14 protein-coding genes are annotated in these 13,818 nt (G+C 33.2%); 7 read left to right on the forward strand and 7 right to left on the reverse strand.

Features of this window, described 5'->3' with window-relative positions; translation table 11 throughout:
- Positions 1 to 54: 54 nt before the first annotated feature.
- Both ftsH and rsfS read right to left on the reverse strand, forming a co-directional pair.
- A complete protein-coding gene (gene ftsH, locus OF897_RS00510; RefSeq protein WP_267263735.1) occupies positions 55 to 2,070 on the reverse strand; it encodes an ATP-dependent zinc metalloprotease FtsH in 2,016 nt (671 codons plus the stop codon).
- A 16-nt stretch (positions 2,071 to 2,086) separates the two neighbouring features.
- Positions 2,087 to 2,455 carry a ribosome silencing factor gene (gene rsfS, locus OF897_RS00515; RefSeq protein ID WP_267263736.1) on the reverse strand — a complete coding sequence of 123 codons (369 nt, stop codon included), beginning with the start codon at positions 2,453 to 2,455 and terminating at the stop codon, positions 2,087 to 2,089.
- 86 nt (positions 2,456 to 2,541) lie between these two features.
- Here rsfS and OF897_RS00520 point away from each other — a divergent pair, with 86 nt between their 5' ends.
- Positions 2,542 to 3,258: a biotin--[acetyl-CoA-carboxylase] ligase gene (locus OF897_RS00520; protein WP_267263737.1), complete on the forward strand. Its 717-nt coding sequence runs from the start codon at positions 2,542 to 2,544 to the stop codon at positions 3,256 to 3,258.
- On the opposite strand, the gene OF897_RS00525 is transcribed toward OF897_RS00520, so the two are convergent.
- From OF897_RS00525 to OF897_RS00540, 4 genes are read right to left on the reverse strand one after another with little or no spacing between them, the layout of a single operon-like run.
- Positions 3,252 to 4,364: an LptF/LptG family permease gene (locus OF897_RS00525; RefSeq protein WP_267263738.1), complete on the reverse strand. Its 1,113-nt coding sequence runs from the start codon at positions 4,362 to 4,364 to the stop codon at positions 3,252 to 3,254. The genes OF897_RS00520 and OF897_RS00525 overlap by 7 nt on opposite strands.
- Positions 4,365 to 4,380: 16 nt before the next feature.
- On the reverse strand, positions 4,381 to 5,511 hold the full coding sequence (tgt, locus tag OF897_RS00530) for a tRNA guanosine(34) transglycosylase Tgt (RefSeq protein WP_267263739.1): 1,131 nt from the start codon (positions 5,509 to 5,511) through the stop codon (positions 4,381 to 4,383).
- Between the two features lie 38 nt (positions 5,512 to 5,549).
- Positions 5,550 to 5,942 carry a DUF4296 domain-containing protein gene (locus OF897_RS00535; RefSeq protein WP_267263740.1) on the reverse strand — a complete coding sequence of 131 codons (393 nt, stop codon included), beginning with the start codon at positions 5,940 to 5,942 and terminating at the stop codon, positions 5,550 to 5,552.
- A complete protein-coding gene (locus OF897_RS00540) occupies positions 5,939 to 6,655 on the reverse strand; it encodes a polyprenol monophosphomannose synthase (protein WP_267263741.1) in 717 nt (238 codons plus the stop codon). The genes OF897_RS00535 and OF897_RS00540 overlap by 4 nt, the downstream gene beginning before the upstream one ends.
- A gap of 75 nt (positions 6,656 to 6,730) precedes the next feature.
- Between OF897_RS00540 and OF897_RS00545 the strand changes: the two genes are divergently transcribed.
- The 4 genes from OF897_RS00545 to OF897_RS00560 all read left to right on the forward strand — a co-directional run bounded on the left by OF897_RS00545 (position 6,731) and on the right by OF897_RS00560 (position 10,685).
- Complete coding sequence (locus OF897_RS00545; protein ID WP_267263742.1) at positions 6,731 to 7,399, forward strand: DUF4271 domain-containing protein; 669 nt, start codon at positions 6,731 to 6,733, stop codon at positions 7,397 to 7,399.
- A 12-nt stretch (positions 7,400 to 7,411) separates the two neighbouring features.
- Positions 7,412 to 8,152 carry a uroporphyrinogen-III synthase gene (locus tag OF897_RS00550; protein WP_267264210.1) on the forward strand — a complete coding sequence of 247 codons (741 nt, stop codon included), beginning with the start codon at positions 7,412 to 7,414 and terminating at the stop codon, positions 8,150 to 8,152.
- A 91-nt stretch (positions 8,153 to 8,243) separates the two neighbouring features.
- Positions 8,244 to 10,289 carry a S9 family peptidase gene (locus tag OF897_RS00555; protein WP_267263743.1) on the forward strand — a complete coding sequence of 682 codons (2,046 nt, stop codon included), beginning with the start codon at positions 8,244 to 8,246 and terminating at the stop codon, positions 10,287 to 10,289.
- Between the two features lie 54 nt (positions 10,290 to 10,343).
- Positions 10,344 to 10,685 carry a hypothetical protein gene (locus OF897_RS00560; protein ID WP_267263744.1) on the forward strand — a complete coding sequence of 114 codons (342 nt, stop codon included), beginning with the start codon at positions 10,344 to 10,346 and terminating at the stop codon, positions 10,683 to 10,685.
- A 108-nt stretch (positions 10,686 to 10,793) separates the two neighbouring features.
- On the opposite strand, the gene OF897_RS00565 is transcribed toward OF897_RS00560, so the two are convergent.
- Entirely contained in the window at positions 10,794 to 11,297 is a 504-nt protein-coding gene (locus tag OF897_RS00565) for an SRPBCC family protein (protein WP_267263745.1), read from the reverse strand.
- A gap of 181 nt (positions 11,298 to 11,478) precedes the next feature.
- Between OF897_RS00565 and OF897_RS00570 the strand changes: the two genes are divergently transcribed.
- Positions 11,479 to 13,026 (forward strand): sensor histidine kinase, encoded by a 1,548-nt coding sequence (locus OF897_RS00570; RefSeq protein WP_267263746.1) that lies wholly within the window; start codon positions 11,479 to 11,481, stop codon positions 13,024 to 13,026.
- A gap of 35 nt (positions 13,027 to 13,061) precedes the next feature.
- Positions 13,062 to 13,748, forward strand: a complete 687-nt coding sequence (locus tag OF897_RS00575) for a response regulator transcription factor (RefSeq protein WP_074230805.1) — start codon at positions 13,062 to 13,064, stop codon at positions 13,746 to 13,748.
- Positions 13,749 to 13,818 lie beyond the last annotated feature (70 nt).

Genomic DNA, 13,818 nt, shown 5'->3' on the forward strand with positions numbered 1-13,818 from the left:
AAACCCGACAAATTAGCACTTGTCGGGTTTTATATTTAAAATACAGATATAAATCTAGATTTGTGTAGGACTTTCCGGAGCTTGAATTTCTCCTTCCTTAAGATCCTGATCATTTCCTTTCTCTTCTTCTTTTTCAAAAATAGGAATTATGGTATTGGTAACAGGTTTTTCTGTCAATTCCGGATCCCAGGCTCTTTTACCGAAAATATCTTCAAGATCTTCACGGAAGATTACTTCTTTCTCCAGCAATTTATTTGCTAAAGCATTTAGCTTATCTTTGTTTTCACTAAGAATTCTTACTGCTCTTTCATATTGGTTTTCAATAATCGCTTTGATTTCCGCATCGATTTTAGAAGCGGTTGCCTCAGAATAAGGTTTCCCAAAACTATATTCAGATTGACCTGAACTGTCGTAGTAAGAAATATTACCAATATTCGGACTCAAACCGTAAATTGTTACCATTGCCTGAGCTCTTTTCGTCACCGTTTCAAGATCAGAAAGTGCACCTGTAGAAATATTATTAAATATCACCTCTTCTGCTGCTCTACCTCCCAAAGTTGCACACATCTCGTCCAACATTTGTTCAGTCGTCGTCAACTGTCTTTCTTCAGGAAGATACCACGCTGCTCCTAAAGATCTTCCTCTCGGAACAATAGTAACTTTCAGAAGTGGTGAAGCGTGCTCTACCAACCAGGAAATTGTAGCGTGACCTGCTTCATGAAAAGCAACTCTTCTTTTCTCAGATGGCTTAATTGCCATATTTTTCTTTTCAAGACCACCGATAATTCTGTCTACCGCATCAAGGAAATCTTGTTTGTTTACAGATTCATGGCTGTTTCTAGCTGCGATCAATGCTGCTTCGTTACAAACATTTGCAATATCTGCTCCACTGAAACCAGGGGTCTGTTTTGCCAAGAAATCTCTGTCTACCGTATCATCAAGTTTGATTTTCTTTAAATGAACATCAAAAATCTCTCTTCTCTCATGCAATTCCGGAAGATCTACATAAACCGAACGGTCAAAACGACCAGCTCTCATTAATGCTTTATCTAAAATATCAGCTCTGTTGGTCGCTGCCATTACGATAACGTTCACATCGGTACCAAAACCATCCATTTCTGTAAGAAGTTGGTTAAGGGTGTTTTCTCTTTCGTCGTTTCCGCCTGAGAAATTGTTTTTACCTCTTGCTCTACCAATTGCGTCAATCTCATCAATAAAAATAATTGCTGGAGATTTTGCTCTTGCCTGTGCAAACAAATCTCTTACTCTTGAAGCTCCTACACCAACAAACATTTCAACAAAATCTGAACCTGAAAGTGAGAAAAACGGAACTTTAGCTTCACCTGCTACAGCTTTTGCTAATAAGGTTTTACCAGTTCCCGGAGGTCCTACTAAAAGAACTCCTTTAGGAATTTTACCTCCTAATTTTGTATATTTTTCAGAATTTTTCAAGAAATCTACAACTTCCTGTACTTCTTCTTTTGCTCCTTCCAAACCTGCAACATCTTTAAATGTTACCTGAATTTTTTCTTTTTCGTCGAAGAGCTTAGCTTTAGACTTCCCGATTGAGAAAATCTGTCCTCCAGGACCGCCTCCGCTTCCCATTTTTCTGAAAAGAATAAAATAGAAAAGACCAAGAATGGTAATCCAGATTAAAGCCTGAATAAGAATGCTCATTAACGGGCTCTCTCCTTCAGCATAATCTTTGCTTGTTTTTAAGGCAGGGTTTTCTGCTTTAAGTGTTTCAAAATTCTTTAAGAATAATTGTAAATCACCGTATTTCAGTGTATAGTCTGCTTTTGGAGTCATTCCCAATGAAGAGAATGGGTTTGAACTTTTTTCCTGAGTTTTTACAGTAGCTGTTTTTGCTTCTTTTGTTAAATAAACCTCAGCATTTTGTTTCTGTTTATCAATCAGCACTTTCTGAATTTTCCCAGCCTGCATTTCTTTGAAGAATGTATCTTCATCAATTGATTTTGCAGTGTTGTCGCCTAAAGAATTAGCTACAAAAAATAGCACAAGTGCTATAATCATGATGGGGAAAAACCAGTTAAATCCTTTATTATTCATTTATATTTTTTAAAATTTATATTTCATTTTCTATTCTGGTGATTTTTGCATCTCCCCAAAGCTCTTCGATATCGTAATATTCACGAGTTTCTTTTTGGAAAATATGTACCACCACTGTAACGTAATCTACCAAAACCCACAATGAGTTTTCTGTACCTTCTACGTGCCAAGGTCTATCCTGAAGATCATTTCTTACTTTTTTCTCAACGCTTCCTGCCAATGCAGAAACCTGAGTATTTGAGTTTCCGCTGCATATGATGAATGTTTCTGCTACCGAGTTTTCAATTTTAGAAAGATCGAAAATCATAACATCTTCTCCTTTTACATCCTGGATAGCTTCAATAATTTTATCTATTAGCGCTTGCTTTTCTACTGTTTTATTCATTAAAATATACTATAATCTGCAAATTTATTGTTTTTCTTTTACTTTAGCCTTACTTTTAGGCTTTTAAAGTCTTAAAGTTTTCTTAAATGAGTGACCTGTTTTACCGCAACGAGTGTTCTTCTACTAATGACGAAATATCTCAAGTTTTACTTTATCCAAAATCAAATTTTATTGGTCTTTTTACATTTAATCAAACAAAAGGACGGGGACAATATGGAAATACGTGGACATCAACAGCTGAACAGAATCTTGCATATACATTGGCTGTAAAAACCTCATGCATTCAGCACTCGGATTTTATGTTCAATTATTATACCGCAATCACCGTACAAAACTTTCTTGCCAATCTGACTGAAAAGATAGTAAAAATAAAATGGCCGAATGATATTATTGTTCAAAATAAAAAAGTTGTCGGTATATTGATTGAGAAGAAGAAAATCAATCAGGAAAATTATTTTATTATAGGAACAGGAATCAATATTTTACAGGAGAAATTCGATGAAATTTCTAATGCTGGTTCACTTTTAACGCAAACCGGAGAAAGATTTAATCTAAATAAAATTGCAGAAAGTTTTCATGAATTTTTAGTTGAAAAATTAAATAATATTCCAAGTGAAAATGAAATTTTAAACCAATTTAATTCAAATCTGTTTAGAAAAGATGAAATTTCTGTTTTCGAATTAGATAAAAAGCGACAAAATGGCATTATAAAAAATGCTGATGAAAACGGTAATATTTGGATAGAATTGGAAGAATCCGGATTGAAATCTTTTTATCATAAAGAAATCAAACTTCTTTACTGATTTGCACGTTTTATATATAAAAACAAAGTAATCGGAAAGAAAATAATATTCGGAAACCACATCGCCAAAGCAGGAGACATGCTTTTGTTCTCAGAAACCACTTTTAAAGCCTCAAAAGAGAATACAAAAACGAACGCCAAAGAAATACCAATTGCCAAGTTGATTCCTAAACCTCCTCTTTTCTTCTGAGACGAAAGCGAAAGGGCTAAAAATGTAAGAATGATAATAGAAACAGGCATTGAAGTACGCTGATGAAACTCGTTTAAGTGAGAATTCAGGTTGCTATTTCCTTTTTCTTTCTCACGGTCGATGAATTTTATCAATTCAGGAGTTATTTTATTCTGTCCTAAAAGTTCGTTTGGAAATAATTCTTCAGGATCTTGACCGTAACTCTTTTTCAACTCAAAACCCTGTCCTAGTTTCTCTGAATCGTCTTTATTGATTGTTTTTTCTAAATAACTGTTAAGTACAAAATTCTTTTTCTCTTTATCCCAGAAAACATCAGTTGCTTTAAGCTCGTAAATCAGTTTACGGTTTTTATCAAATTTTTGGTATAAAAAGCCATAACCTCTCATCTCCCTTTTGTTCCAGGAATTGATGAAAATATATTCAGTCTTGCTTAGTTGCGCAGAAACCGGAGCTGTTCCTAAAACTTTTTCTTTCGCAACAGCATTATAGGTGTAAGCTTCGAGTTGGTTTTTCTGGACATTTGCCCAAGGCAAAATCATGTGATTAACAAACAGAGAGATAATTGCTATAAAAAGTGATGTCAACAAATACGGTCTTGCAAACCTGTGAAAACTTGCACCACTACTTATAATTGCAACAATCTCAGTATTATTTGCCATTCTTGAGGTAAAATAAATTACCGATATAAATACAAGAATTGCTAAAAAGGTCACCACCAAATTGATGATCCAGAAAGGATAAAAATGAATTAAAAAGTAATTCAGATCAAGTTTCGCATCAATTTCGGTCGCTTTTTCAATACGCGGAATTTTCTGCTGAACATCGATTACCAAGACTACAATAGACAACAATATCAACATGAAACTAAAAGTTCCAAGGTATTTTTTTACGATATATCCGTCTATTATTTTAAGCATTTTCTCTTAAATATTTTTAAAGTCTTTGTCTTAATACAGGAATTACAGAATCTTTCCACTGATAAAAATCTCCAGCTAAGATATGTTCTCTCGCCACCTTTACCAAATCTAAATAAAATGCAAGATTGTGAATTGATGCAATCTGTTTAGCTAAATATTCTTTAGACACAAACAAATGACGCACATACGCTTTTGAATATTCCTGATCTACAAAACTTGTCCCAAACTCGTCTAATGGAGAAAAATCTTTCTTCCATTTTTCGTTTTTCATATTAATTACGCCTTGCCAAGTGAAAAGCATTCCGTTTCTGGCATTTCTTGTAGGCATCACACAATCCATCATATCAATTCCCAAACCGATAGATTCTAAAATATTCCACGGAGTTCCCACTCCCATTAAATATCTTGGTTTGTCTTTAGGTAAAATATCAGTTACCTCATCGGTAATTCTGTACAGTTCATCTTCAGGCTCACCTACAGAAAGTCCGCCAATTGCATTCCCTTCTGCTCCGGCTTCAGCAATAACTTCTGCCGAAATTTTTCTTAGATCCGAATACGTTGAACCTTGAACAATAGGGAAAAATCTTTGTTTATAGCCGTATAATTCGGGATTTTGTTCATTCCAATCCATGCATCTTTTTAGCCAACGATGCGTCATGTCCATCGATTTTTTCACCTGATTGTAATGCGCAGGATAAGCTACACATTCGTCAAATGCCATAAAAATATCAGCTCCAATTTGCCTCTGAATTTCCATAGATTTTTCCGGAGTAAATAAATGAACACTTCCGTCGATATGAGATTTGAATTTCACACCTTCTTCAGACATTTTTCTTGTTCCTGAAAGCGAGAACACCTGAAAACCTCCTGAATCGGTAAGAATTGGAAGATCCCAATTCATAAATTTATGTAAACCTCCTGCAGCTTCCATCACTTCCATTCCTGGACGAAGATAAAGGTGATACGTATTTCCCAAAATAATCTGAGCTTTTATATCGTCTTTTATTTCTCTCTGATGAACGGTTTTTACACTTGCAACAGTTCCTACAGGCATAAAGATTGGCGTCTGAACAGTTCCGTGATCGGTGTTCAAAACTCCCGCTCTTGCTTTACCTTCTGAGGTTTTTTCTATATTAAAAAAATTCATTCTTATACATTTTAACTTCTCTAAAAAATTAAGAAATATTAGTTTTTCTCTCGTTTTTCTAATCTTTCTAATTTTGGCAATTCTTCAGGTTGCACTTGAGGAGTACCTTTTATTTTTTTTTCAGACTTTGGATCTTTTTCTATGATGATTTTTTGAGCATCATCAACAATCCCTGTCATCTTCTGTTTTACAATATAATATTTGTAGCTTGCCACAAAATCTTCAGTTTTTACATTGTGAGATTTTAGGATAAATCTTGTTCCGCTTTCTAAATTCGTGTTTGGATACGAAAATATTACCTGATCATTAATTGCCAAATCTGCAATAATTTCAGACATCTTGGTTTTATCGATAATATTGTTTGGCTTGTCGATATATTCATTGCACGAAAACATGCACAGTAAAACGAAAACGAAGATCAGTTTTTTCATAATCTGTTGATGATTGATTTCCATTTTAAATTTAAAACACCAAAAACCGCTTCATGAATAATTCCGCCGTTCATTTTACTTTCTCCCAAAATTCTGTTGGTAAAAATAATAGGAACTTCTACAATTTTAAAACCTTTTTTAAAAGCTCTGAATTTCATTTCAATCTGAAAACCATATCCTTTCAATTTTACATTATCTAAACCTATCTGTTCTAAAGTTTTTCTTGAAAAACAAACAAAACCAGCAGTGGTATCATGAATTGGAATCCCCAAAATAAATCTCACGTATTTTGAAGCAAAATAAGAAAGCAAAACTCTTCCCATTGGCCAATTTACAACGTTTACTCCTTTAGAATAACGCGAACCAACTGCCATATCTGCATTTTTGCAAGCTTCGAAAAGTTTCGGTAAATCTTTTGGATCATGAGAAAAATCGGCATCCATCTCAAAAATGTAGTCATAATTGTTTTGAAGTGCCCACTTAAAACCATGAATATACGCTTTCCCAAGACCATCTTTAATATGTCTTATGGAAAGATGTAAAGTATGAGGAAACTTTTTTTGAAGTTCTTTTACAATATCTGCAGTTTTGTCTGGCGAAGTATCGTCTACAACCAAGATATGAAAACCTTCTTCCAATGCAAAAACAGCGGAAATTATATTTTCTATATTTTCCTTTTCGTTATAGGTTGGAATGATGACAAGTTTTTTCATTTCAGTTTGCAAAGATAGTTTATTTAAGTTTTTTATTTTATACAAAATAATCTATAATTTTGCAAAAAATTTCCTTTGCCATTATTACAAACTTTCAAAAACGAAGTAAGAATACCCGAAAATAATGATTGGGTGGTTTTTATTCTTATCGGTTGTCTTTTTTTATACATTTTCATGATGAATATCGTGGAACGCGAAGCCAACCTTAAAGATTTTCTTCTTCAGAAATATTACGATGCGAGCAATAACCTTCCGAGTTGGATTATTACTTCGGTTGTAACCACTTTAAGTTTAAGTATTCTTGTTTCGCAATACGTCCCGATTTTACCAAAATATGTTGCCGATTTTCAACCTTTCGGATATCAACTGAATAAAATTGGCTATACTTTAATTATTATTTCACTATTTTATTTCATCAGAACAGCATTAGGATTTTTATTTTATCAATCCATTGGCGACGGAAAAAAATGGACTATTTTTTATTTCACCTCCACAAAATTCCACTTTATCTTTTCGATTTTGCTAATTATTTTGTGTGTAACCCATTACTATTTCCCGATAGACAGAAATAGCGCATTTATTTATTATTTGAGTTTTTTCTCTTTTGTATTCATTTTCAAGGTGTTTTTCTATTTGTTTCACAGAAACAACATCTTACCACAAAAATGGTATTATAAATTTTTGTATATTTGCACCCTCCAAATTGCACCGCTGTTGATGCTTTGGAAGTTATTATTTATTTAATAAAAGTACATGATGAGAATAAAGTCAATATTGGTTTCTCAACCAGCACCTAGTGAGTCTTCTCCATATTTGGAAATAGCGAAGAAGGAAAAAATAAAAATTGACTTCCGTCCCTTTATCCACGTCGAAGGAGTAGACAATAAAGAACTTAGAACACAGAAAATTGATCTTACGCAATATACAGGTATTATTTTTACCAGTAAAAATGCTATTGACCACTATTTCAGACTTGCCGAAGAAATGAGGTTTGCCGTTCCAGACACAATGAGATACATTTGTCAGTCTGAAGCGATTGCAAACTACCTTCAGAAGCATATTGTATATAGAAAAAGAAAAATCAGTTTTGGCGAAAAAAACTTTGCCGATCTTTTACCTCTTTTCAAAAAGTTCCCTTCTGAAAAATATTTATTGCCATCTTCAGACGTTTTAAGCCCAGATATTGTAAAAACAATGGAGTCTTCTAACGTAGTCTGGACAAGAGCAATCATGTACAGAACCGTTTGCAGTGATTTGACAGATATCAACATTGCAGATTACGATATGTTGATCTTCTTCAGCCCGCAAGGAATTAAATCTCTACAGCAAAATTTCCCAGATTTTAAACAGGAAGAAACAAAAATCGGAGTTTTCGGACCTACAACTTCAGCTGCAGCAGAAGAAGCTGGATTAAAAGTAGATCTAATGGCTCCCACAAAAGAAACACCTTCAATGACAATGGCATTGGAAAAATTCATTAAAGCTCTTCATAAATAGACTTTAATGATATCTATAAAATCAGCCGTCTTTCCGCAAAACAGGAAAGATGGTTTTTTTTTAATTAAATTTGAACAAGAATTAACATTAGATGGAAGCTCCAAAGGCAAAAAAAATAGAAAAAGTACTCGAAATTCACGGTGACAGAAGAACAGACCATTATTTTTGGATGAATGAGAGAGAAAATCCAGAGGTAATCAAATATCTTGAAGAAGAAAATGCTTATGCAGACGAAATCATGAAAGATACGGAGCAGTTTCAGGAAGAACTTTACGAGGAAATGAAAGCCCGATATAAAAAAGACGACGAGTCTTTGCCTTATTTTTTCAATGAATATTGGTACATCGTACGCTATGAAGAAGGAAAAGAATATCCGATTTTCTGCAGAAAATATAAAACGCTGGAAAATGGAGAAGAAATAATTCTGGATGTAAACATTCTTGCGGAAGGAGAAGAATTTTTTGAAGTGGCAAATGTTGCAGTGAGCCCGAATAATGAATTGGCTTCATTTTCTTCGGATAATGTTGGAAGAAGAATTTATACTTTAAATTTTAAAAATTTAAAAACAGGAGAAATTCATTCAGATAAAATAGAAAACACAACCGGAAAAGCAGTTTGGGCAAATGATAACGAGCATATTTTCTACATCAGAAAAGATGAAAGCTTAAGAGCTTACAAAGTTTACAGACACAAACTGGGAACCGACACTTCAGAAGATGTTTTAATGTTCCATGAAAAAGATGAAACTTTCGATGTGAATGTTTTCAAGACAAAGTCTATGGAATATATTTTCATGGCGAGTTCAAGTACAATTTCAGATGAACACCATTTTATTCCGGCAAATAATGTTTTTGCTGATTGGAAGGTGATTCAGCCAAGAATTGATGATCTGGAATATTCTGTGGAACATTATGAAGATGAGTTCTACATCATTACCAACGCAGACGATGCAACCAATTTTAAGATTGTAAAAGCAAAAATCGAAAATTGCGGAATGGAAAACTGGGTAGACGTAATTCCACACCGTGAAGCAGTTTTATTGGAAGGTTTTGAAATTTTCAGGAATTATCTGATTCTTGAAGAAAGAGAAGAAGGTTTGCTTCAAATAAAAATCATCGACGAAAAAAATCACGAATCGTATTATTTACCTTTTTCAGATCCTACTTATACCGCTTATATCGGAACCAATTTAGAATTTGACACTGAGGTTTTGCGTTACGGTTACACTTCTTTAACTCAGCCAAACTCTACTTATGAATACAATTTAAAGGATAAAACCACCAAACTTTTAAAGCAACAGGAAGTTTTAGGAGGAAAATTTAATCCTGAAAATTATATTTCTGAAAGAATTTGGGCAGACTCAAGAGACGGAGAAGTAAAAATTCCAATTTCCCTGGTTTATCATAAAGACACAAAGAAAACAGTAGAAACTCCTGTTCTTTTATATGGTTATGGAAGTTACGGACATACCGTTGATGCGAGTTTTTCTAATGTGAGATTGTCAATTTTAGATCGCGGATTTATTTATGCAATTGCTCATATTCGTGGTGGAGAATATTTAGGAAGAGAATGGTATGAAGACGGAAAAATGCTATTTAAGAAAAATACTTTCTTCGATTTTATTGATGCCGGAAAATATTTAGTAAAAGAAAATTATACTTCTTCAAAACATTTGTACGCAATGGGCGGAAGCGCAGGTGGATTGTTGGTTGGAGCCGTAATGAACTATGAACCGGCTTTATTCAACGGAGTTGTAGCACAAGTTCCTTTTGTGGATGTAGTTTCCACAATGTTGGATGAAACGATTCCTTTAACAACCGGGGAATATGACGAATGGGGAAATCCGAATGACGAAGAATATTATCATTACATGAAAGAATATTCGCCTTACGACAATGTTGAAGCAAAAAATTATCCGCATTTATTAATTACAACAGGCTTCCACGATTCTCAGGTGCAATATTGGGAACCCGCAAAATGGACTGCAAAATTGAGAGAGCTAAAAACGGATAGCAATATTTTAATTTTCAAAACAGATATGAGTTCCGGACACGGTGGAGCAAGCGGAAGATTTGAATCTTTAAAGGAAGACGCTCTAGAATATGCGTTTTTGATGAAACTTGAAAATAAAATTTAATTAAAATCAACGTAAAACTTTGATTTAACCACAATAAAAACAAATTCTTAAAATATGACAGAAGCAGAATTATGGGCTAAGGTTGAAGAATTTTTTGAAACCAATTTCGACACAGAAAAACATCCGCAAATAGACACTATTTTATTTTTAATTGGTGTACAGGAACTCGGAAGCGGACAACAAAAATATACGAAAGATGATAAACTGAATATTCTTCACATCGCAGTTTGTAGATTGTTGGAACCTTTCGGATATTTTAAATTCACTCATTATGACGATGACGGGTATCCTCATTTTGATGAGATGGAAAAACTTCCTGAATTAAAACCAAACGAGCAACAGCTTTTAATGAAAAAAGCGATTATTCAGTATTTTCAGGATGAGGAATTAATTTGAAAATTCCTCAATTATAAAAAATGGAGAGTAATTTTACTTTCCATTTTTGTTTTTAAGCATTGTCGCTTCGAGTAGATTTTAAAAAATTATATCGAGAAGTTTTTAAATCTAATTTAAACTTTTCAAATTATCCAAAATCTCTTCCAGCTGATTTAAACCCATTTTAAAACCTTCTTCAAAACCCATTTCTAACTGTTTTTTCATATCATCTTCAGATTGAAAATGCATATTCACAGAAACTTTCGTTCCTTCTTCCACACCGGTAAAACCAATCAGCCATTGAGTTTGTGGAAAATTTTTATCAACATTTCCGTTTTCGTCGCAAAATGCATCAATTCCGTCAAAACTTCTATGCTCATTAATTTCTCCATACTTTACCATTGAAAATATTTTTTCTCCTTCAGGTCCGTTCATCGAATACAACCAAACTCCTCCTTCTTCAAAATTTAAATTTTCAGTCTCGCATTTCCAAGGTTTTGGCGCCCACCATAAATCGAGCAGTTCGGGTTTTGTAAAATATTCCCACACTTTTAATACTTCGGCATTGTAAATTTTCATTACGTAAATACTTTTAGAATCAAAATCCTGATTAAAAATAATTTCTGAGTTCATAATACGATTAGTTTTAGTTAGTAAATATCACAAGTTTCATTAAGAAATCTGTTCTGAATTTATAATAAAATGTTAAAAAGCTTCGTTTTAAGAAAAAATACACAATATTTTGGCGCATTTTTTGTTCACTAAGTCTTAAAATGTTTAATTTTAACACTCACAATTTTAATTACCATATGCAATGAATAACAAATTCATCCCGATAATCTCGGTTTTCATGACAATTTCACTTATTGTATTTGTCACGCTGCAGTTTTATTGGCTTAAAGGTTATTATGTAGCTTTGGAACAGGAATTCTCCAACAAAGTCTATTCCGCTTTAGAAAATACTTCAAAAAACATTGCTGAACTTGAAGTTGAAAAACTTTTCAATGAAAACTATCCAAATTTTCGAGATGATGTAAAAGCAAATAAAGACAAACCATCTCTTACAACGATTCAGCAGACTCAAGATTCTGGAACTCAAAAATCGATTGTTTACTATCGAAATCTCACGGAAACTATAAAGTTGCCAATTTCCAGACAAGGTGATTCTCTCAGACTTACTACGATGTACACCGATGATGCTGCTTATAAAGTAAAAAAAGATACAACTAAACGAGAAATACTTACTTCGGAGCTGAATCAAGATATTAGAAATGGGGATTATAGTTTAAAAGAATTTGTTGAAGTCTACGGGAATAATTTACCTATTAATAAAAGAGTTGATCCTACAGTTTTAGATTCTGTAATTACAAAAGAATTAAGAATGAAAGGCATTACCTCTGATTTTGGCTATGGTATTTCAGATAAAAATAACAAACTGACCAATATCGTCAATAAAGTTTTTAAAGAGAAAAAGGATACTAATTCTTATTCTTACCCATTATTTACGGATAATAAAGATCGAACTTTATATACTTTGGCGTTGGTTTTTCCTAAAAAAGAATATTCTTTGGCGATGAACAATTGGCCGATGCTTTTGGGAACTTTCCTTTCATTATTGACGATTTTGGGAATCTATATCATTTCCATTAATTATATGATGAGGCAGAAAAAACTCGCAGAAGTAAAAACTGATTTCATCAACAATATGTCACACGAATTTAAAACGCCTTTGGCAACAATTTCAGTAGCGACAGATTCATTGGCAAATGATAAAATTGCAACCAATCCTGATAAGGTTAAATATTATTCAAACCTCATCAAACAGGAAAACCTGAGGATGAAAAAGCAGGTTGAAAACGTTCTGAACATGTCTAAATTAGAGCGAAACGAGGTTGAATTATTCTTGAAAGAAACAAACGTAAGAGAATTAATAAAGAGAACAACAGAATCATTCAACTTGATTGTTCAGCAGCGAAACGGAACATTGATTCAAGAATTTAAAGCAGATAAGTATAATTTTAAAATTGATGAATTTCATATTTCAAATATGTTGGTGAACCTTTTGGATAATGCCAATAAATATTCTCCTGAAGCACCTGAAATAAGTATAAAAACCCATAACGAAGGAAACTGGTACGTTTTGGAAATTGCAGATAAAGGAATGGGAATGGAAACTCACAATAAAACCAAAATTTTCGAGAAATTTTTCCGCGAAGAAACCGGAAATATTCACAATGTAAAAGGGCAAGGTTTGGGACTTTCTTACGTTAAAAAAATCGTAGAACTTCATAAAGGACAAATCATTGTAGATTCTGAAAAAGATCAGGGAAGTAAATTCATCATTAAACTTCCGATGGCATAGAAATAATTTTTAAACAAATAATAAAATATAAACATATGAGCAACAGAATATTATTAGTAGAAGACGACCAGAGTTTCGGCGCAGTACTAAAAGATTATCTTACCATAAACAACTTTGAGGTTACACTTGCTGTAGATGGAGAACAGGGATTGAAAGAATTTACAGAAAGCGAATTCGATATCTGTATCTTCGATGTAATGATGCCAAAAAAAGACGGATTTTCTTTAGCAGAAGACGTAAAAAAAATCGACAAAAACACACCAATCATTTTCTTGACAGCAAGAAATATGAGAGAAGACATTCTAAAAGGTTACCAATTGGGAGCAGATGATTATATCACAAAACCATTTGATACGGAATTACTTCTATACAAAATAAAGGCAATTCTTCAGAGAAGTTCTACGTTGGAAAACGAAGAGCAGGAGCAATTCAAAATCAGCAATATTTTCTTTGACTCTATGTTGAGACAATTGAGAGTTGGCGATAATGAATACAAGCTTTCTCCAAAAGAAAATGAGCTTTTAAAATTACTTTGTCTTCACAGAAACGACTTTATGCCGAGAGATTTAGCATTAAGAAAAATCTGGAAAAAAGAAAACTACTTTACGGCAAGAAGTATGGACGTATATATTGCTAAACTTCGTAAACTTTTGAAAGACGACGAAGGTTTAGAAATCATCAATGTTCACGGAGAAGGTTTCAGACTGTTGGTTAAGAACTAAACGAACGTTAAAATAAATTTAAATTAGCAAAACAATCCAAAATGTTTTGCTAATTTTGTTTTTTATGAAG

Source organism: Chryseobacterium formosum, assembly GCF_026460885.1.
GTDB classification, from domain to species: Bacteria; Bacteroidota; Bacteroidia; order Flavobacteriales; family Weeksellaceae; genus Chryseobacterium; species Chryseobacterium formosus.